Annotated in this window: 21 protein-coding genes; 9 read left to right on the forward strand and 12 right to left on the reverse strand. The window is 56.4% G+C overall.

Features of this window, described 5'->3' with window-relative positions; all coding sequences use genetic code 11:
- The first annotated feature begins 77 nt into the window (after positions 1 to 77).
- The 4 genes from yqaB (at position 78) to luxS (ending at position 3396) form a co-directional block, all read left to right on the forward strand.
- The gene (gene yqaB / locus ACJ8IM_RS11145; protein ID WP_033637176.1) at positions 78 to 644 is read left to right on the forward strand and encodes a fructose-1-phosphate/6-phosphogluconate phosphatase; all 567 of its coding nucleotides are present in this window, start codon (positions 78 to 80) and stop codon (positions 642 to 644) included.
- Positions 641 to 1069, forward strand: coding sequence for a YqaA family protein (locus tag ACJ8IM_RS11150; protein WP_004932520.1), 429 nt, complete (start codon positions 641 to 643; stop codon positions 1067 to 1069). Before yqaB ends, ACJ8IM_RS11150 begins: the two co-directional genes overlap by 4 nt.
- Positions 1070 to 1151: 82 nt before the next feature.
- Complete coding sequence (gene gshA, locus ACJ8IM_RS11155; protein WP_033650024.1) at positions 1152 to 2714, forward strand: glutamate--cysteine ligase; 1563 nt, start codon at positions 1152 to 1154, stop codon at positions 2712 to 2714.
- A gap of 166 nt (positions 2715 to 2880) precedes the next feature.
- Positions 2881 to 3396, forward strand: coding sequence for an S-ribosylhomocysteine lyase (gene luxS / locus ACJ8IM_RS11160; protein WP_019455133.1), 516 nt, complete (start codon positions 2881 to 2883; stop codon positions 3394 to 3396).
- 63 nt (positions 3397 to 3459) lie between these two features.
- Here the strand turns inward: luxS and ACJ8IM_RS11165 are convergent, their stop codons facing one another.
- Positions 3460 to 4749, reverse strand: a complete 1290-nt coding sequence (locus ACJ8IM_RS11165; protein ID WP_033637180.1) for an HlyC/CorC family transporter — start codon at positions 4747 to 4749, stop codon at positions 3460 to 3462.
- 41 nt (positions 4750 to 4790) lie between these two features.
- A complete protein-coding gene (locus ACJ8IM_RS11170) occupies positions 4791 to 5582 on the reverse strand; it encodes a cytochrome C assembly family protein (protein ID WP_033652955.1) in 792 nt (263 codons plus the stop codon).
- Positions 5583 to 5751: 169 nt separating this feature from the next.
- Between ACJ8IM_RS11170 and ffh the strand changes: the two genes are divergently transcribed.
- From ffh to rplS, 5 genes are all read left to right on the forward strand, one after another.
- The gene (gene ffh, locus ACJ8IM_RS11175) at positions 5752 to 7113 is read left to right on the forward strand and encodes a signal recognition particle protein (protein ID WP_004932504.1); all 1362 of its coding nucleotides are present in this window, start codon (positions 5752 to 5754) and stop codon (positions 7111 to 7113) included.
- Positions 7114 to 7327: 214 nt separating this feature from the next.
- Positions 7328 to 7576, forward strand: a complete 249-nt coding sequence (gene rpsP / locus ACJ8IM_RS11180; RefSeq protein ID WP_004932501.1) for a 30S ribosomal protein S16 — start codon at positions 7328 to 7330, stop codon at positions 7574 to 7576.
- An 18-nt stretch (positions 7577 to 7594) separates the two neighbouring features.
- Positions 7595 to 8143: a ribosome maturation factor RimM gene (gene rimM / locus ACJ8IM_RS11185; protein ID WP_033637182.1), complete on the forward strand. Its 549-nt coding sequence runs from the start codon at positions 7595 to 7597 to the stop codon at positions 8141 to 8143.
- Positions 8144 to 8195: 52 nt separating this feature from the next.
- A complete protein-coding gene (trmD, locus tag ACJ8IM_RS11190; protein WP_004932485.1) occupies positions 8196 to 8963 on the forward strand; it encodes a tRNA (guanosine(37)-N1)-methyltransferase TrmD in 768 nt (255 codons plus the stop codon).
- 48 nt (positions 8964 to 9011) lie between these two features.
- Positions 9012 to 9368, forward strand: coding sequence for a 50S ribosomal protein L19 (gene rplS, locus ACJ8IM_RS11195; protein WP_025301638.1), 357 nt, complete (start codon positions 9012 to 9014; stop codon positions 9366 to 9368).
- A 143-nt stretch (positions 9369 to 9511) separates the two neighbouring features.
- Here the strand turns inward: rplS and ACJ8IM_RS11200 are convergent, their stop codons facing one another.
- From ACJ8IM_RS11200 to ACJ8IM_RS11245, 10 genes are all read right to left on the reverse strand, one after another.
- Positions 9512 to 9739, reverse strand: coding sequence for an ogr/Delta-like zinc finger family protein (locus ACJ8IM_RS11200; RefSeq protein ID WP_016929021.1), 228 nt, complete (start codon positions 9737 to 9739; stop codon positions 9512 to 9514).
- A gap of 89 nt (positions 9740 to 9828) precedes the next feature.
- Positions 9829 to 10923, reverse strand: a complete 1095-nt coding sequence (locus ACJ8IM_RS11205; protein ID WP_033652956.1) for a phage late control D family protein — start codon at positions 10921 to 10923, stop codon at positions 9829 to 9831.
- Positions 10920 to 11393: a phage tail protein gene (locus tag ACJ8IM_RS11210; RefSeq protein WP_033652990.1), complete on the reverse strand. Its 474-nt coding sequence runs from the start codon at positions 11391 to 11393 to the stop codon at positions 10920 to 10922. The genes ACJ8IM_RS11205 and ACJ8IM_RS11210 overlap by 4 nt, the downstream gene beginning before the upstream one ends.
- A gap of 22 nt (positions 11394 to 11415) precedes the next feature.
- Entirely contained in the window at positions 11416 to 13509 is a 2094-nt protein-coding gene (locus tag ACJ8IM_RS11215; RefSeq protein ID WP_033652958.1) for a phage tail tape measure protein, read from the reverse strand.
- Positions 13502 to 13624, reverse strand: coding sequence for a GpE family phage tail protein (locus tag ACJ8IM_RS11220; protein ID WP_033641916.1), 123 nt, complete (start codon positions 13622 to 13624; stop codon positions 13502 to 13504). Before ACJ8IM_RS11220 ends, ACJ8IM_RS11215 begins: the two co-directional genes overlap by 8 nt.
- A gap of 32 nt (positions 13625 to 13656) precedes the next feature.
- Positions 13657 to 13944 (reverse strand): phage tail assembly protein, encoded by a 288-nt coding sequence (locus tag ACJ8IM_RS11225; protein WP_033652960.1) that lies wholly within the window; start codon positions 13942 to 13944, stop codon positions 13657 to 13659.
- A 64-nt stretch (positions 13945 to 14008) separates the two neighbouring features.
- Positions 14009 to 14518, reverse strand: coding sequence for a phage major tail tube protein (locus ACJ8IM_RS11230; RefSeq protein ID WP_033641919.1), 510 nt, complete (start codon positions 14516 to 14518; stop codon positions 14009 to 14011).
- Positions 14519 to 14530: 12 nt separating this feature from the next.
- Entirely contained in the window at positions 14531 to 15700 is a 1170-nt protein-coding gene (locus tag ACJ8IM_RS11235) for a phage tail sheath protein (RefSeq protein WP_033652961.1), read from the reverse strand.
- 140 nt (positions 15701 to 15840) lie between these two features.
- Entirely contained in the window at positions 15841 to 16395 is a 555-nt protein-coding gene (locus ACJ8IM_RS11240) for a tail fiber assembly protein (protein ID WP_033652963.1), read from the reverse strand.
- 2 nt (positions 16396 to 16397) lie between these two features.
- Positions 16398 to 18248, reverse strand: a complete 1851-nt coding sequence (locus tag ACJ8IM_RS11245; RefSeq protein ID WP_033652965.1) for a phage tail protein — start codon at positions 18246 to 18248, stop codon at positions 16398 to 16400.
- Between the last annotated feature and the right edge of the window lie 1314 nt (positions 18249 to 19562).

The raw sequence follows: 19562 nt of genomic DNA on the forward strand, positions 1-19562 counted from the left end.
CGTTATGACGCAGTCAGCGACAACCCAACGGCTTTACGCTAAAGTAGTTTTCTTTCCTCAACGATCATGGAGTAACGATGTACGACCGCTATCAGGGTCTTATTTTCGACATGGACGGCACGATTCTGGACACCGAGCCAACGCACCGTAAAGCGTGGCGTGAAGTGCTGTCCCGTTATGGCATGACGTTTGATGAAGCGGCCATGGTGGCGCTGAGCGGTTCGCCGACCTGGCGCATCGCGCAGGCGATTATCGCCAGCCATCAGGCCGATCTCGATCCTCATCATCTGGCCGCGGAGAAAACCCGCGCGGTGGAAGCGATGCTGCTGGACAGCGTGCGTCCATTGCCGCTGATCGAGGTGGTGAAGTCCTATCATGGCCGCCGTCCGATGGCGGTCGGCACCGGCAGCGAGCACCGCATGGCGGAAATGCTGCTGCGTCATCTCGGCCTGTTCAACTGCTTCGACGCGATCGTCGGTGCGGACGACGTGCAGCGCCACAAACCGGAGCCGGACACCTTCCTGCGCTGCGCCGAACTGATCGGCGTGCCGCCGGAAAAATGCGTGGTGTTTGAAGACGCTGATTTCGGCATTCAGGCGGCGAAAAGCGCCGGTATGGCGGTGGTAGACGTCCGTACGCTGTGAGTAGTACGCTAGCCGTAATATCGTTATTTGGCAGTAGCTTCCTCAGTGCGACGCTGCTGCCGGGAAATTCAGAAATCGTTCTGGTCGCCTTGCTGACCCAGAGTCGCGTCTCGCCGGAGTTGTTGGTGCTGGCCGCGACCCTGGGCAACACGCTGGGTGGCTTGACCAATGTCATTATCGGGCGCCTGTTACCGGCGTTGAAACCACAGCGGGGGCTGGCAACGGCGCTCGGGTGGCTGCAACGCTTCGGCCCGGCTGCGCTGTTGCTCAGCTGGGTGCCGGTGGTGGGCGATTTGTTGTGCGTGTTGGCAGGTTGGCTGCGCATGCCCTGGGGCTCTGTCGCGCTGTTTCTGTGTATCGGAAAGGCGCTGCGTTACATCGTTTTGGCTATGATAACGGTACAGGGCATCGCCTGGTGGCAGTAACCAAGTGAATATAACTCAATATTCTCTCGGGTGCGGATTCAGTATGCTTACGAGTTATTGTTTTTAGAAGCGGGAGGTCAATTTGATCCCGGACGTATCACAGGCGCTTTCTTGGTTGGAAGCCCATCCCCAGGCATTAAAAGGCATTCGTCGCGGCATCGAGCGTGAAACGCTGCGGGTCACGCCGAACGGCACCTTGGCGACCACCGGGCATCCGGAAAAGCTGGGCGCGGCATTGACGCACCACTGGATCACCACGGATTTCGCCGAAGCGTTGTTAGAGTTCATTACGCCGGTTGATGACAATATCGATCACCTGCTGACGTTCCTGCGCGATATTCATCGCTACGTGGCGCGCAATATCGGCGATGAGCGCATGTGGCCGCTCAGCATGCCGTGCTTTATCGAAGCTGAGCAGGATATCGAGCTGGCGCAGTTCGGCTCGTCGAACATCGGCCGCATGAAGACGCTGTACCGCGAAGGGTTGAAGAATCGCTACGGCGCGCTGATGCAGACCATTTCCGGCGTGCACTACAACTTCTCGCTGCCGCTGGAGTTTTGGCAGGCCTGGGCCGGCGTGCAGGACGCAGAAAGCGGTAAAGAGCAGATCTCGGCGGGCTATTTCCGCCTGATCCGCAACTATTATCGTTTCGGCTGGGTGATCCCGTATCTGTTCGGGGCATCGCCGGCCATTTGTTCTTCGTTCCTCAAGGGGCGCGAGACCAATCTGCCGTTCGAGCGCACCGAGCAGGGGATGTGCTACCTGCCGTACGCCACTTCGCTGCGCCTGAGCGACCTGGGTTATACCAACAAGTCGCAGAGCAATCTGGGCATCACCTTTAACGATCTGCACAGCTATGTGGCCGGTCTGAAACGGGCGATCGCGACGCCTTCCGAAGAGTTCGCCAAGCTGGGCGTGAAAGAGGGTGACCGTTACCTGCAGCTGAACAGCAACGTGCTGCAAATCGAGAACGAGCTGTATGCGCCGATCCGGCCGAAGCGCGTGACCAAAAGCGGCGAGACGCCGTCGGACGCGCTGCTGCGCGGTGGTATCGAATACATCGAAGTGCGTTCGCTGGACATCAACCCGTTCTCGCCGATCGGCGTGGATGCGGTGCAGGCGCGTTTCCTGGATCTGTTCCTGGTGTGGTGCGCGCTGGCCGATGCGCCGGAGATGAGCAGCGATGAACTGCTGTGCACGCGCAAGAACTGGAACCGGGTGATCCTGGAGGGCCGCAAGCCGGGCCAGACCATCGGCATCGGCTGTGGCGCCAGCCATGAACCGCTCGAAAAAGTGGGCAAGGCGTTGTTCGCCGATCTGCGTCGGGTAGCGGAAGTGTTGGACGGCGAAGCCGGCGATCGCCAATACCAGCAGGTGTGCGATGAGCTGGTCGCCGCGTTCGACGACCCTGAGCTGACCTTCTCCGCACGCATCCTGAAAGCGATGCAAGCGGAAGGCACCGGGCGCGTCGGCCTGCAATTGGCGGAGCAATATCGCAAGATGCTGCTGGAAGAGCCGTTGGAAATCCTGAACGAGGCCGAGCTGGATAAAGAGCGGGAAGCCTCGTGGCAACGCCAACGCGACATAGAAGCCAATGATACGCTAAGCTTTGAAGCGTTCCTGAAGCAAAACGGCGGAAGCTGAAAAAGAAAAAGGCCACATCAATGTGGCCAAATATGCATCTCTGATGACAGGGATGATGATAACAAATGCGCGTCTTTCAGATACTGAGACTCGCAGGGTTGGAAAAGGTTTCCCGGTTAGGAAAAAAAGTTTCGAAATAAATGCTCTTTTACGAGGAGGTAGCGAAATGCCATTGCTGGATAGCTTTACCGTCGATCATACCCGTATGGCAGCCCCGGCTGTCCGCGTTGCGAAAACCATGAAGACGCCTCACGGCGATACCATCACGGTGTTTGATCTGCGCTTTTGCCGCCCGAACCTGGAAGTGATGCCCGAGCGCGGCATTCACACGCTGGAGCACCTGTTCGCCGGCTTTATGCGTGACCACCTGAACGGCCAGGGCGTGGAGATTATCGACATCTCCCCGATGGGCTGTCGTACCGGTTTCTACATGAGCCTGATCGGCGTGCCGGAAGAGCAGCGCGTAGCCGATGCGTGGAAAGCGGCGATGGCCGACGTGCTGAAAGTGACCGACCAGCGCAAAATCCCTGAGCTGAACGAATACCAGTGCGGCACTTACCATATGCACTCGCTGGAAGAAGCGCAGGAGATCGCCAAGCACATCCTGGATAACGACGTGGTGGTGAACCACAACGACGAGCTGGCGCTGCCGAAAGAGAAGCTGCAGGAACTGCATATCTAGCCGCGAGTTCCCGCAGAGAAAAAAAGACGCGATTTCGCGTCTTTTTTACGTTCTGGCCAGCGGTCAGTGATGGCCGACGCTGGACTGCAGCGAGGTGATCGGCGTGACCCGCACCTGTTTTATCATGTTGCCCTGTACGTCGAGAATGTCGATATCGTAATGGCCGATACGCAACCGGGTGCCGATTTCGGGGATCTCTTCCAGCTCTTCGAGCAGCATGCCGTTGACGGTGCGCGCCTCGTTGGCCGGCAAGGTCCAGTTGAAGGCCTTGTTCAGCTCGCGCACGTTGGCGGTGCCGTCGATCAAGACCGAACCGTCGCTCTGCGGTGTGACCTCTTCCGCCAGCGTGGGTGACATCGAGGTGGTGAAGTCGCCGACGATCTCCTCGAGGATATCCTCCACCGTGACCAGGCCCTGAATGTCGCCGTACTCATCGACCACGATGCCGACCTTCTCTTTGTTGCGCTGGAACTTCACCAGCTGCACGTTGAGCGGCGTGCCTTCCGGCACGAAGTAAATCTCGTCGGCGGCGCGCAGCAGGTTCTCTTTGTTGAACTCTTTTTTCTCGGTCATCAGGCGGTAGGCTTCGCGCACGCGCAGCATGCCGATGGCGTCGTCCAGCGAACTGCGGTACAGCACGATGCGGCCGTGCGGCGAGTGGGTCAACTGGCGCATGATCGACTTCCAGTCGTCGTTGACGTCGATGCCGACGATCTCGGTGCGCGGCACCATGATGTCGTTAACCGTCACCTTTTCCAAATCCAGCACCGAGATCAGCATGTCCTGATTGCGTCGGGAGATTTGCGACTGGGATTCGCGCACGATGGTGCGCAGCTCATCCTTGCTGACGGCATCGCTGATACGCACGTTGGTGCGAATGCCGAACAGGCGCAGCGTCATACTGGTAATGCCGTTGAGCAGCCAGACCAGCGGGAACATCACTTTTTGCAGCGGCGCCAGCAGAAAGCTGCTGGGGAAGGCGATGCGTTCCGGGTAGAGCGCGGCGAAGGTTTTCGGCAGCACTTCGGCGAACAGCAGCACGGCGAAGGTCAGTATGCCGGTGGCGATCGCCACGCCGAGGTCGCCATACAGTCGCATGCCGACGATGGTCGCCAGCGCCGAGGCGAGGATGTTGACCAGGTTGTTGCCGATCAGCACCAGGCCGATCAGCCGATCCGGTTTTTGCAGCAGCTTCTCCACACGGCGCGCCGAGCGATTGCCCTGTTTGGACAGGTGACGCAGGCGATAACGGTTGAGCGTCATCATGCCGGTTTCTGAGGCGGAGAAGTAAGCGGAGACCACGATCATGATCACCAGGATAATGATGAGGGTCCCCGTCGACACATGCTCCAATGCAGTATTCCTTATAGAGAGGGAAAGTTGAGGCGGCCGGCTTAGCGCACCATCACTTGCTGAATCAGACGGCTGCCGAAGTAGGCGAGCGTCAGCAGGAAGGCGCCGGCGAAGCTGAACCAGACGACGCGGCGGCCGCGCCAGCCTTCATGGTAATGGCCCCACAACAGCACGATATACACGAACCAGGCCATGATCGACAGCACCGCTTTATGCACGTTCTCTTTGCTGAACAGGTTATCCATGTACAGCAGGCCGGTGCACAGAGTGAGCGTCAGCAGCACCACGCCGATCTGGGTGATATGGAACATCTTGCGCTCGATGCTCATCAGCGGCGGCATGTCGGCGCTAAAGGTCAACTTCTTGTTTTTCAGAAGGTAGTCGAGCCAGGCAAGCTGCAAGGCGTAGAGCGTGGCGATGATCAGGGTGGCGTAAGAGAACAGCGCCAGGCCGATATGCACCATCAATTCCGGGCTGGACTCCAGGTGAGTGATGAACTCGCCGGGCATGAAGCTGGCGAAGGCCAGATTGATCATCGCGAAGCTGTAGACGATCGGCAGCAGGAACCAGCCGCGGTCGCGCGAGGCGACGAAGGTCATCACCGAACAGATGATCAGGCTGACGATCGAGCCAATGTTCAGCAGGCTGAGATTCTGCCCGGCGCTGACGTCGAAGATGCGCTGCTGCAGCGCGATGGCGTGGCAAATCAGCGCCACCACCGCCGAGACGAGGGCAAGCCGACGGTATGCGCTGTTCTTCCGCAACAAGCTGGGAATGATCAGTCCAAGGCTGAGCAGGTAGGCCATCAAAGCCACAATGGAGAAAACTGGCATAGCGTTTAATTTTGCTTCGGCGTGGTTAATTGGAGTGTCAGTATAACGTTGCGCGCGTTTCACTCCAACCTATCTCCAACGCTGAGGCAGAGATCCGGCGCGCTTCGTGTTATCATCGGCGCAATTGTGTCGCCGGAGCGGCCTGTCATCACACGTTGAGCATGAGACGATGTTTGAAAATTTAACCGATCGATTGTCGCGCACGTTGCGCAATATCAGCGGCCGCGGGCGGCTGACCGAAGAGAATATCAAGGAAACCCTGCGTGAAGTGCGTATGGCGTTGCTGGAAGCGGACGTCGCGCTGCCGGTGGTGCGCGACTTCATCAACCGCGTCAAAGAGAGCGCGGTCGGCCATGAAGTCAACAAGAGCCTGACGCCGGGGCAGGAGTTCGTCAAGATCGTCAAGGGCGAGCTGATCGCCGCGATGGGCGAAGTCAACACCGAGCTGAATCTGGCGGCCCAACCGCCGGCGGTGGTGCTGATGGCGGGCCTGCAGGGCGCCGGTAAAACCACCAGCGTCGGTAAGCTCGGCAAATTCCTGAAAGAAAAACAGAAGAAGAAAGTGTTGGTGGTTTCCGCGGACGTTTATCGCCCGGCGGCGATCAAACAGCTGGAAACGCTGGCGGAAGGCGTCGGCATCGACTTCTTCCCGTCTGACGTCAAAGAAAAACCGATCGACATCGTCAATCGCGCGCTGCAACAGGCCAAGCTGAAATTCTACGACGTACTGATCGTCGATACCGCCGGCCGCTTGCACGTTGACGAAGCGATGATGGACGAGATCAAACAGGTGCACGCGGCGATCAAGCCGGTGGAAACCCTGTTCGTGGTCGACGCCATGACCGGCCAGGACGCCGCCAATACCGCCAAGGCGTTTAACGAAGCGCTGCCGCTGACCGGCGTGGTGCTGACCAAGGTCGACGGCGATGCGCGCGGCGGTGCCGCGCTGTCCATCCGTCATATCACCGGCAAGCCGATCAAATTCCTCGGCGTGGGCGAGAAGACCGAAGCGCTGGAGCCGTTCTACCCGGATCGCGTGGCATCGCGCATCCTGGGCATGGGCGACGTGCTGTCGCTGATCGAAGATATCGAAAGCAAGGTCGACCGCGAGCAGGCGGAGAAGTTGGCCAACAAGCTGAAGAAGGGCGACGGTTTCGATCTGACCGATTTCCTGGAGCAGCTCAAGCAGATGCGCAACATGGGCGGCATGGCCAACATGCTGAGCAAGCTGCCGGGCGCTGGCCAGCTGCCGGACAACGTCAAGTCGCAGATGGACGATAAAGTGCTGGTGCGCATGGAGGCGATCATCAACTCGATGACGCTGAAAGAGCGCGCCAAACCGGAAATCATCAAGGGCTCGCGCAAGCGCCGCATCGCGATGGGGGCCGGCATGCAGGTGCAGGACGTCAACCGCTTGCTGAAGCAGTTCGACGAAATGCAGCGTATGATGAAGAAGATGAAGAAAGGCGGCATGGCGAAGATGATGCGCGGCATGAAAGGTATGATGCCGCCGGGCTTCCCAGGCCGCTGATAGGCCTCCGCACGCCGAGTGCGGGCGCTTTCAGCATTCGCCGTTCGCGGTGAAAACCGCCCGAAATTTGACAGGCTGCAAAAGTTGTCCCCTGCGATCGACGCTTTAGATTGCTTTTTGCGCCAAAATGAGTAAAATTTTCGGGCTTTTTATATTGCAACCGGGCCCCGTCCCTCAATGGGGCCCGGCTGTTTTATTAACTAAAGAGGATGTTATGGTAACAATTCGTTTGGCACGTGGCGGCGCTAAAAAGCGTCCGTTCTATCAAGTAGTAGTGACCGACAGCCGCAACGCTCGTGATGGTCGTTTCATCGAGCGCGTAGGCTTCTTCAACCCGATCGCTTCCGGTCAGGCTGAAGCACTGCGTCTGGACCTGGACCGCATCGAGCACTGGGTCGGTCTGGGTGCAACCGTTTCTGATCGCGTTCACGCGCTGATCAAAGACGCTAAGAAAGCAGCTTAATCTGTCGCGGTGGTGGCAATGAGCAAGCAACTCAAACCGGTAGCGCCGATCGCGCCGATTGTACTCGGTAAAATGGGGTCCGCTTACGGCATTCGTGGTTGGCTCAGAGTGTTTTCATCCACCGAGAACGCCGAAAGCATTTTTGACTATCAGCCGTGGTTTATCCAGCAGGCGGGTCAGTGGCAGCATATCGAGTTGGAAGACTGGAAGCGCCACAGTCAGGATCTGATCATCAAGGTCAAAGGCATTGACGATCGGGACGCGGCGAATCTGCTGACTAATCGCGAGATTATGGTGGATTCCGATCAACTTCCTCCGCTGGAGGGTGACGATTACTACTGGAAAGACCTGATGGGCTGCCAGGTAGTCACCACCGCCGGCTACGAGCTGGGTAAAGTCATCGATATGATGGAAACCGGCTCGAACGATGTGATGGTTGTGAAAGCGAACCTGAAAGATGCGTTCGGCATGAAGGAGCGGTTGATTCCGTTTCTTCATGGGCAGGTTATCAAGAAAGTCGATCTCACTGCCCGCGTGATTGAGGCAGATTGGGATCCTGGTTTTTGACCCCCGGATCAAACGGTCGAAGCAAGTGGAATAACGGTAAGGGGATTGGCTTGTGTTCATCGGTATTGTAAGCCTGTTTCCTGAGATGTTCCGCGCTATCACCGATTACGGGGTGACTGGCCGGGCAGTAAAAAATGGCCTGCTGAGCGTGCAGTGTTGGAGTCCTCGCGACTTCACCTACGACCGGCATCGCACCGTGGACGATCGCCCTTACGGCGGCGGCCCGGGAATGCTGATGATGGTGCAACCTTTACGGGAAGCCATTCATGCGGCGAAAGCAGCGGCAGGCGAGGGAGCAAAGGTGATTTATCTGTCACCTCAGGGGCGCAAGCTGGATCAAACCGGCGTGTGCGAACTGGCGGCCAATCAGAAGATGATTCTGGTGTGCGGCCGCTACGAAGGGATAGACGAGCGCGTAATCCAAACCGAAATTGACGAAGAATGGTCAATCGGCGATTACGTTCTCAGCGGCGGGGAACTGCCGGCGATGACCCTGATTGATTCAGTCGCCCGTTTCATACCGGGTGTGCTGGGCCATCAGGCCTCAGCGGAGGAAGACTCCTTCGCCGACGGATTGCTGGACTGCCCGCACTATACCCGCCCCGAGGTGTTGGAAGGGATGGAAGTACCGCCGGTTCTGCTGTCGGGCAACCATGCCGAGATACGTCGCTGGCGCTTAAAGCAGTCGCTGGGCCGAACCTGGCTTAGAAGACCTGAACTTCTAGAAAGCCTAGCTCTGACTGACGAGCAAGCGGTGTTGCTGGCTGAGTTCCAACGGGAACATCAGGCCAGGCAACAGGACTATGAAGGAAACGTCTGACATCAGACGGGACCGATATATCAGTTTACCTAGGGTAAGAGACATATTATGAGCAACATTATTAAGCAACTTGAACAAGAGCAGATGAAACAAGACGTACCTGCATTCCGTCCGGGTGATTCCGTGGAAGTGAAGGTATGGGTCGTTGAAGGTAGCAAAAAACGTCTGCAGGCATTCGAGGGCGTGGTTATCGCTATCCGTAACCGCGGTCTGCACTCTGCATTCACTGTTCGTAAGATTTCCAACGGCGAAGGTGTTGAGCGCGTATTCCAGACTCACTCCCCAGTAATCGACAGCATTGCTGTGAAACGTCGTGGTGCCGTTCGTAAAGCTAAACTGTACTACCTGCGTGAGCGTACTGGTAAGGCTGCTCGTATCAAAGAGCGTCTGAACCGCGTTGGCTAACGCTGCATCCAAAAGTTAATAGTTATCAGGGGTTGGCATTATGCCAACCCCTTTTTTTATCTGAAAAATCTATCACCTTGCATTTACGAGACTTAGCCGCCTGGCAGCGACATTAAAAAGCCTGCATCAGCAGGCTTTTTGCATTACAGCGCGGCGGCGCTTTGTTTATGCTGATTCTCCGGCGGGTGCGGCTGCGCCGGGACAATGTCATCGCCAGGTTTGACGATCACCCGCGCGACGGACTCGTGCGTGGCGAACGTGCAGCTGCAATTGATGTTGCGGCATTGATGGTAACGCTCTTTGGTCGACTCGCTCAGATAGCGGCTGGAGCGAGTGTGGGCCACGTGACCGCATAATGGACAGTGCATCATAGTTGAATCCCTCGTTCTGCTACATCAGGTTATATGACTTATAATAGCCCATTGACTCGCAAAAGCAAGATTAAGATGCAAATGAATTATCACCCCTCCGTGATTGCAAACTCCATGCGTTGAGTCAGTACATCCAATGCGAGGCTGGTGGAGAAACCTCGATCATTAAGCGTGTGAACGACTTGACTTATGATCCACGCTTGTCTGTCGATAACCTCTTTGAATCCACTCAGGTGGATCGGCGTTTCTGGACTGAGCTCAGGGCGGCCAACGGCGAGGTTTATGGATAATTGCACATTCCCTTGTTGAATGTTTGCCCACCTCGCTTTTGCCGCACGCATTGCGCTTTCTTTATTCGCGTAGAGCGTCGGCAGGGTAAAAACGTTATTGCTTTCACCTGCCAGATAGCTTGAAGCCGCATTTTCATCTGTGGTATTCCCTTCCTCACGTTGTACTGTCATCTGCTGTTGCCTGGCATGCTGAGTATCTTGCCATTTGGCAATAACGCCGGTGTAAGCGTTCCGATCGGCCACATTGAAGTAGTGCTGGTCGCCATCGCTGCGTTCCAAAGTCAGTGACGGCAGCGGTTTGCCCGAGATGCTTAGACCAGAACCTGGGACCAGAAACAGCAGGCGTTCATTTTTAATGGCGGCGACTGCACCATTCATGGTCGCCAGCCGGGTAAGAAAGGCGACATCCGTTTCCTGAGACTGATCGATATGCGTGATTTTGATCTCTGCCAGTCCTGCCGCCAGCGTATGCCCCATCCGGTTACGGTTGGCCACTTCGTTGACGATGTCACCAAGGGTGCGATCGTGATAGGAATGATCTCGCGCCACGTTCATCGAGTTTCGAAAGTCGACGCTGCGGGCCCGAATGACGAGTTTATCCGGTGCGCCACGATGTTCGATTTCATCAACGATAAACTTGCCTTTGTCGATCAAGGCGTGTCCTTTCCAGCCGAGCTTCACAGTGAGCGTTTGGCCGCGTTTGGGCATGGCGATTTGCCCATCCGCATCGTCGAGCTCAAGATCCAATCGATCCGCGGTAAAACCGCGATTATCGGTTAACGTCAATGAGAGCAGACGGTGGCGGAAAGCCTCCGTGATGTCTGCTTGCTGCAAAAACAAGGCGTAGTCTGGCGCAATGAGCGCGCCAATAGGGACGGGGGTTTGCGTGATCACGGCAGCATCTCCCTGAGCCGCGCCGCAGCCTGACCTGCTTTATCGGCAAGGTCAGAGGCTTGTTGGCGCAGATCGCCGAACATGGCGATCAGCGATTCATCAACGCGCATCAGATTGATCGTAAATTCTATCTGTCGCGCGCTGCCGTTCGAAAAAAGCTGGGTTTTCGTGTCGACTATGCTTTCAATGACATACATCCCATGAATAGTTCCATTGCCCTCGATCAGTGGCCAGGCTCTGCCTTGGGTAGCCATGAGCTGAAGCGCCATCAATGACAATGTCCCTCCGGTCACTTCCGGTACCAAGACTCCCGTCAGCGTTATTTTCTCATTGTCTACTCCCAGAAACTGCGCGGCAGGGCGCTGGCCGATGCGCGGCAAAGTCGGCCAGCGGTAATTGGCGCTGCGTTGCATGCTTTGATAAGGCACGGTTTTCAACATAAAAACGAACATGCCGAGGGTCAGCATCATCATATTTCTCCTATTCGCATGATTAACTCATCCGGCTGCGAGCATTTGCCGCCTGGCGATGAGCAAGTAATTCAAATTGCCGCGCGACTTCGCGGCCGATGTCTTGTTCATTCTGACCGGCGCCGGCAGTGATGTTGATAGTGACCGACGGAACCTGGATTTGGGTTACCGGCGAATCTGCTACCGGCGAGGCCGGCATTACAGGCGCGCTGAGCGACAGTAAAGCCGCCGACATGGCGGCCGTATGGCGGCGGCCGGTCACCTGAACGGGGCCGCTGACCAACTCAGGACCGTTTTCGCCTACAATGCCGAATTGTCCGGCAGGAATGTCTCCCCCGCGATCGAACTTGCCGGCAAACCAGGCGCTGCCGTTTTCGGCATTGCCAGAGGTGCCGCTCTTATCGCCAAATTGCATCCAGTCGGGAAGATATTCGGTCAATGACGTCAGTTGTTTTATCCAGCCATCAATGGTGTCTGAAATGTAATTCTTCAGCGCCTCACACCCTGCCGATATCTGCTCCCAGAGATGGCTAAAGAAGGGGCCGACCTTGTCCCAGTTTTCAATCAGGGTAAAAGCGGCAAGCGCAACCAGGCCGACAATGGCCAGCAGCGGGTTGGCCATCGCTATCCGCCCTAGCCACATCATGGCTTGCCCTGCCTTTAGGATCGCGCCGCTGATAATAGAGAACCCTGAGAGTACCTGGGTGGCGACCAGGCTGACGCCGCTAAGGCCGCCGAGCAATAACGTGAGCCCACCGGCGACCTGCAGCAAGGTGCCGGCCAACGCCGGATTATTGGTTATCCACATATTCAGTTTCACCAGCCACTCTGTCGCCGTTTGGGTCAGTTCCCGCAGGGCAGCGTTTTGGCCGCTAAACAGGTTGATTCTCAGGCTATCCCATGAGGCAAAAAGCTTTTGGATATCACCATCCATATTGTCGCCTTTGACGGTGACCAAGTGCTGCGCTGAGCCGGCAACCTGGTTGGCCTGGAGCTTCTCTCTGCCCGAAGGCGCAATCTGTTGCGCCGCACTGACGATATCGACACCTGTTGTGGCTTTGCTTTTCATGGCCGCACCAACGGCCCGAATATCCATGCCATATTGATTGCTGGCCAGCGCCAATACATCGGCAATGCGGTCGAATTGATCGGAGCCCATATTGAAGCTGTGCAGCATTTCCGTCATCGTTGCGGTGGCTTCGTTGACGCTGCTGCCCGTCGCGGCGGAGAGTGTCAGTGCGGCGGGCGAAGCCGTTAAAATTTCCTTGGCATTCAACCCTTGTTTTGCCAGCGCTGTTTGCGCTTGTAGGGCTTGATCCGGGGTATAACCGGATTGGCTCATACCGCGAGCCTGCTGCTCGAGAGCCGTGAGCTGCGGATCAGATTTGCCCAGATTCAGCTGCGCCCGCAGTTGAGAAAGCTGTTTTTCAAATTCGATTCCCGGCGCCAGCAGGTTAGCTCCCCCTATGGTGGCACTTTTGGCGACAGAAAAGCCTGCGCTGCTGGTGTTGCGTAATTTTTCCAGCTTGTCGAGGCGCGCTTGATTGCCTGCCTGTGCGGATCGATAGCGCTCCTGCGCTATCAATTGCCGTTGTTCTTTTAGGGTAACGATAGCGGCGCCGGCATTAATTCTGCCGTCACGCAGATTTTTGCGCTCATTGCCGAGCGATTTTAGATTAATCCCTTGCTGGGTAAGATGATGGCGCTGGCTTTTATCGATTGCGGCGAGGAGATCACGTTTCTTTTCCAGGGCATTTATCGTCTCCGCGACCTGCGCAATCTCTTTGTTCATAAATCGGGAACGCTGGCTTGGCTCGCGATCTTTCGTCAGCATTGCCAGCGCGGCGGATTTTTTGCGCGACGCTGCCAGCAACTTATTGGTTTCAGCCAGCGACTGGTTCGTCTTTTGGAAAGCGTCGATGTCATTTTCCTGCTGGCGCAGATGTTTGACTTTTTTCTCTGCTCGTTGGATATCCTGTCCCAGACTGTTGTACAGGTTTTTATCCCCGGTAGGCCTGCGCAACTGCCTCATCAGTTCTTTGCTCTGCTTGGCTATCGCTTGAAGCCCGATGACAATCTCGTTTTGTGACTCCAGCTCCTGTCTGCTGTTACTCATCTGTTTTTACTCCACTACGTTGCAGCGCTCTGTGGCGCCAGCCGATCAGCTCCGCCAGCGTCATGCCGTTCATTTCTGACGGCGGCCAGTGGAAAATCACCGCGATATCCGCCATCAGGTCATCTACTGTCAGAGTAGGCTCGACCGTTACTCGGCCGATGTCGGCGACAAAAAACCGATCACCTGGCCGGCCAGCGCAATCAGGTCAGGCAGTTCCAAACGGGTACACTCTTCCTTGGTCAGGTTCGGGTAGGTGACCCGAGGCAGAATAGTGATCAACGCGTCGACATCGGCGTTGGCCAGCGCGGCCAGACCGATGCCGCGCAGGCTGCCGGCATTCGGCTTGGTCACTTGCACGCGAGTGATTTCACTGTCGCCACGTTTAATCGGAGTATTCAGGACGACGGTGTTCTCCGGGGATGCATTCAGTTCCATGGGGTATCCAGTTTTCAGTCGGAAAAAGAGGGCCAGCGCGGGGCTGGCCGTTTGAGGTGAAAAATTACAGGCCGATGGCGCGGCGGTGCGCAGCCAGCAGATCTACGCCGTCGACTTTTTCGATCATGTTGACGGTATCGATCTCGATCAGCTCTTTGCCGTCGATGCTCAACTTGAAGTAGGTGCAGTCGGTGGAAACTTTGGTTTCGGTATCTTCACCCTGCTTGAAGTCGCCGCTGTCGATCTCTTTATGACGGCCGCGCATCACCACTTCGAGCGCAGAGACGTCGCCGGTATCGTCGCGTTGGAAAGAGCCGGTAAAGCGCAGCGGTACCGCATCGACGCGGCCCCATTGCTTGAGCACCAGTTCGTCAATGCCGCCCATGGTCCATTCCACCACCAGCGCATCGTCATCCAGGCCGAAGTCCACCGAGGCTGCGCCGCTCATGCCGCCGCCGCGGAATTTTTCCAGCTTGCGTGTCAGTTTCGGCAGCGTCATTGAGGAAACCACGCCCATGTAGTTGAAGCCGTCGTTAAACAGGTTCAGGTATTTCAGTTTTTTTGGCAGTGCCATGCTTCAGTCTCCTTAGCTGTTCACGGATGCGGCGAAGTTCGCCAGGTAGCGATCGGTAATGCGCTGACGCAGAGTCAGATCCTCCAGAGGAGGTACCGGGGTGTAGTCGTAATCGATAAACAGCTTGCCGGCCTTCAGGGTCTCTTTGTCGTTGGCGCTTTCGTCATACCAGCAGTCACCGTCGATGATCAGACCTGCGGATTTAAGTTCGCGGAACTTGGCCTTGATGCCGTCGATCATGTCGCGGATCAGCGTCGGGGTGAGCGGACGATCAATCGCCCACAAATGAGCTTCGGCCAAGGTGTCGGCCAATACCTGCGCGGTGCGGGTATAGTTTTCAAACTGGAACAGCGGCTCGTCGGAGCAGGTGCGAGATCCCCAGAACTTGAAGCCATCTTTGCGGATCAGGGTGGTGACGCAACCTTCATTCAGCAGATCGGCGTCGGTGCCTGCGGTTTGCAGATCCCAAAATACGCTGGCCGAGATGCCGCTCACGCCGTTGACGCCGACGTTGGATAAGGTTTTATGCCAGCCGGTCTCCTGGTCGATCTTGGCACGCAGCCCCAGTGCACGAGCGGTGGCGAAGGCGATGTCGCTGCTGTTGGTGGTGGTATTCCAGTTGATGAAGTCCGGCCAAATCAGCATCAGTTCGCGCTGGCTGAAGTTGGCGCGAAATTTGATGGCGTCGGACACGGTTTTACAGCCGTAAGCGCTGATATAGCCGAAAGCGCGCAGCTGCTGGCAGATGCCGGCCAACGCGGTCGCCACTTCCTGATTATCATGGCCCGGTACGCCCAGAATGCGCGGTTTCACGCCCAGCTCGGCCTGAGCGGCCAGCAGCGCTTTCATGCCAGTGTACTTACCGTTTTCATCGGCGCCACCGATGATATTGGACGTGGTTTCGGCCTCGTCTTTCCCTTCCGCCACGCGTACCACGACGGTTACCGGCTTAGTCTGCTCGGCGATCGCCAGCAGCGAACGCGCCAGCGTCCCTTTTTTACCTGCTTTGCCGCTGGCGGCCAGGACGTCGGTAATCAGCACCGGGGTGTTGAGAGGAAACAGGGTTGCATCGGCATCTTCTGCGGTACAAACCATGCCGACAATGGCCGTCGAGACGGTGGAAATTACGCGGGTGCCTTCGTTGATTTCGAGGACACGCACGCCGTGGTGATAGTCACCCATAGCATTACTCCGTTTGTGGTTGGTGATGACAGCATGCCTGTTGGCAGGCGGCGCCGCATCTCATTCGGGGTGTGGGATAACTGGTACAACAGCAGGAAAAATAAAGAAAAAAAACGCCCCAAGCGGGGCGTTGAACGACGTTATTGCGGCGGTTGCGGCCAATCGATATCAGGGGCCGCTTCGGGATCGACCCGATTAAGCAATACGCGGTAGGTTTTCCAGCGGGTCAGCAGCAGCAGTTCTTCTTCGCTCGCCATTCCCAGGTCAGAAGCGTCGTTAAGCGTTTCTATCTGCAGCGAACTTTGCTTAATCAACTCTTGTTTTTTATTAGCAGCCTGTTGCCGTAGCTCTTGAGTTGAATACGATCTTGGTATGATTTTTTCTCCATCAAAAATCCAGCGGCCGTTAATATCAGCGCCTTCCGGCAAGTTTCCGACCTCTGCCACGCTCATATTTTCCGGGAAAAATCCGGAAACGTCATAATGGCCTTCGGCATTCGGTTTCGTGGTGATTGAACGAATGATCCCGTCCTTGTCATACATCAGTTTTACCGTTTCAGGACGGAAGCTTTTTTGACATTCATACCAGTCTTCCCCTGCATCGGATTTTAAAAACAAAACACCGTGCGAGGCGGCCAGTTGTTTCTGCTCTACCGTTTCCGGCGCGGCGAGGGTAAAGTTCTTCATGTTATTCATCACTAAACGCTCCAGACGGTAACCCAATTGCCACCAATGTGTTTTTGCAGCGGACGACGGAAAATTACGTCGATGTATTCATCCACGTTGTTATTTGCTGCGCCGGTCAGGACATAACCCGCACTATCCGAATAGCCGGGGCCTCGCCAGGTAGCGATACTTTCCACATTACCCAGGCGAACATCGCGCACAAAGTTTTGATTGAGATAGTTGCTTAAATAGCCACCCCAAATGCTGCCGTTGATATTGCCGTCATTAAAGTAGGTTGCTTCACCTAACATCAGGCGCGGCCATGGGCCATTGCTGCGAATATCGCCTTGATGACCAAATTGGAACCAGCCATCAGAGCCGCCAGATGAAACATGCATTGCACCAAATGCACGCTTACCTATCTCCTCATAAAAGTAATGATCAACATACTGATTACCTGCACCTTGTATGTGCAGCCCTTGAGTATTGCGATTACCACTGGTTTCGGTTATTACCCCTTTTTTAGTAATAAAATCTTGGCCATTGATATAAAGAGTTCTATCAACGTGGGCGTCTAAGCCAACGGTAAGGTTTTCATTGGCCCGAACGTTTTTTGCACCCAGACTTAATTGACCCTGGCTATCATTAATGATGCGAACATCATAATCCGCGTTCGTATTGCCATGATGGAAATCTATATAGGGCGAGGTTCCGAATAATTCGACGCCGCCTTTGGTGGTTAACGACCCCATCACTGTGGCGTAAGGTGTGGTCAATCCCGATTTCGTTTCAATTGAGCCGTTGACCGTCAAGCTGCCGGTAATGGTATCGCCGCTCTGTTTGACGAATTTGCCGTCGGCTTCCGCCTTGCTGTAAGCACCGACGTCCGCAGCGGTCGGTTTAAAACCGGTGGTGTAAATTCGGTACCAGTTCAGCGGTTTGTCAGGGGTGGTGGATGTGCCGACGTAAGATGATCCATTAGTCTGAACCGCCAGATAGCCACTGGAAGGGCCGCCGTCGATTGGCAGGTTCAGCACGCCGTAGACGCCGCCGCCCGGCGCGTTTTTCGATGCGCTGGTGACACGGTAGATCTCGCCAAGATTGCTGATGGTCTCCTCGCGATGTTTCGGGCCAGAGCCTAGACCAAAGGCGCCCACCTCCATCAATTGACTGGCTTGCGTACCGACGTTACACGTGGCGGCAGTACCCAATTCCAAGTTGCGGCGCGCGATGGACTTGTTTGGCAGATCTTTCAGGTTAGCGGCAATTTTCAGCGAGGCGTCGCTGACCGTTTTCACCGCTTTTGGGGTGGCGGCCTGCGTTTCGCTGGCGCTATTGCTGTCGTTGCTCAATTGAGTGAAACCCTTTGCCAGCAAGGTGGCGTCAGGATGATTGCGCGAGCGGGCATGTTCGTCGATAGCGGCATTCAGCATATCGCGCGAGACCAGTAAGGCGGTTTTGTCTGCGACGATCGTCGCATTGGCGTCGCCTTTTACCAGAAGCACCATGCGCACGACCTGGGTGCGGCCGGCACCTTCGGTCAACTGCGGCTTGTAGGTGTCGGGCGTATTGGCGATCGCCACCAGCACGCCGTTTTTGTCATACAGCCCCAGCTCGCGGATCCACCAACCACCAACGTCCTCCGGGATCACTTGTTCGGCGATCACTTGGTTGCTGTTGCCGGTATCTATCTGCAGTGAATTCAATGCTGCGCGGCGTTTTTCGTTCACCAGCTTGGTCTGGCTTTCATCGGGCTGCGTTGGCGAACCCCCGCCGTCGCCGACCGCCATATGCGTAATTTCCAGCTTTTGGCCGGTTGCTGCAGCGTTAGCCAGCAGCGTTTTGCCCTGTTCGGTGAGCAGGGCGCGGTATTTTGCTGTCATGGTGTGGTTCTCTTCTGTTTGCCGGCCGGGTAGGTAAGGCCGTTTTTATACATCACATACAGGCTCAATCCGCGCAGGATCTCGCCTGACCAAAAGCCGAAGAACATGCCGTTATCGGTGCCAAGACGCGGCGCGGGCGACCAGCCGCCGTCCATCACGTCACCGGTGGAGAGGTAATGCCTTTGTAATTCCGTAACGCATTGTTCGATAAAGTGTTCGAGGCCCTCAATTTCACTGCCGGCCATTTTTGCCAGCACCGCGCCAGCCAGCCACAGGCCGCACATGTGGCCGGTAAAATCCTGTGCATCGGGCTGCGGCAGGCTGGCCATCGGGAAATCGGTTGGCGTGACACCGTCGGCGTCATTGGTAAAATCAATCAGCCAGCGCAGCCAGTTTTCGACATATTCCACCAGCTTGAGCGGTGGCGTTTTGCCCGCCTGCTGTAACTCGAGCCAGGCGCGCGCGGCACCGAAGAAGGCGCGTGGCTGATAGCCGGACCAGGCCGTGCCGTCACCCCAGTGATACATGGTCCAGGTATCCGCCGGACCGTAACTCCGATTGTCCCAACGGTTCCAGATATAGGCCGATGCGCCGGGGCCCAGCACGCCGAATTGCTGCTGATACCACTGCTGCGACTGCCACAGAAACTCGACCATGTTGTTGAGCATCACCCCGTCGGGATCGGCGGCGGCGTGCACGAAAATGAACGGGTACTGGTAGCCCGGATAAGGCATGCCGTGCCAACCATCGAACTGTTGGCCGTCCGCCTGATAAATGTTGGAGAACGGCATGACGCCCGGCGTACAGAACAGGCCGTCGTGGCGGTGATTCAGGAGGGTGCAGTCTCCCAACAGCGCGGTGTAGGGGTGTGCCGCCTGGAACGTGATGCGATAGCGGATCGTGTAGCCGTCATCTGCGTTGAGCGTCGGTGGAATGTCGTTCAGTACGTAGTAGCTGAATGTGGCGTCCGGTACATTGCCGTCTTGCAGAATGGTTACTTGCTTGACGCGGCTGAAACGAGGTGCGGCCGGTTTAGGCTCGACATCCTGATGATCCGGCTGATAGCCGCTCAGCGTAGCCGCTTGCGGGGCGAAATTTGCGATTTGCCATTTGCCGCCGGTGGCGGGCAGCATCCAATACCAGCGCCATTTGTCATCATCTTCGAGCCGCAGGTTGAAGTCGGCGTCCGCGCGATAGACCAACTGCGTAACGGGGAAACTTTCCTCCGCGGTCAACCAGGCGCCGATCACCATGCCAGCGTCATCATTGGGGAAACGGGCTTGGATCACCGTCGCGCTGCGGCTGTCGTAAACC

It is taken from the genome of Serratia sp. CY33525 (assembly GCF_052169115.1).
Lineage (GTDB): Bacteria > Pseudomonadota > Gammaproteobacteria > Enterobacterales > Enterobacteriaceae > Serratia > Serratia sarumanii.